2 pseudogenes are annotated in these 422 nt (G+C 38.4%); both read right to left on the bottom strand.

Features of this window, described 5'->3' with window-relative positions:
* Nucleotides 1-238 (bottom strand): annotated as a pseudogene (locus BN1206_RS05395) (penicillin-binding protein); the annotation flags it as partial.
* Nucleotides 238-422: pseudogene (recU, locus tag BN1206_RS05390) on the bottom strand (Holliday junction resolvase RecU); the annotation flags it as partial. The pseudogenes BN1206_RS05395 and recU, both read right to left, overlap by 1 nt.

Below are 422 nucleotides of genomic sequence, written 5' to 3'. Positions count from 1 at the left end.
AAAGTGGTTTTCCATCATTAGTATAGAGCCCTGAAGTACCACCACTTTGCAATTGGTCTTGGCTGATATTAGGCGCATCTTTTGCGTAAAAAGCGAAGAGCCCAATACCTGAGACCACTACTAAAAGCACAATAAGAAAAATCCATTTAATGATTTTCATCCATAAATGATTACCGCTAGACCTTCGCCCGTGATAATCTCTACGTGATTCGCGTTTCATATTATTATTGTCTGCCATTATTCACTTTTCCTATCTGCAATAAATTTATCGACTGCCTCAAGGTAAGGCAAGGTAGGTCGAAAGCCACTCTTAATCTCATAAGAATGGCTTTCAATTTCCTTTAAAGTCATTGAGCTTTTATCCTTTTCCCTGTAGGCATGGATTACAAAACTAGCAGGAGTTACAAAATACCTCTCTAGAC

The sequence above is a fragment of the Lactobacillus sp. OTU4228 genome (assembly GCF_001006945.1).
Classification (GTDB): domain Bacteria; phylum Bacillota; class Bacilli; order Lactobacillales; family Lactobacillaceae; genus Lactobacillus; species Lactobacillus amylovorus.
The sequence above is the reverse complement of the archived record's forward strand: the minus strand, read 5'-3'. Positions and strand labels throughout refer to the sequence as shown.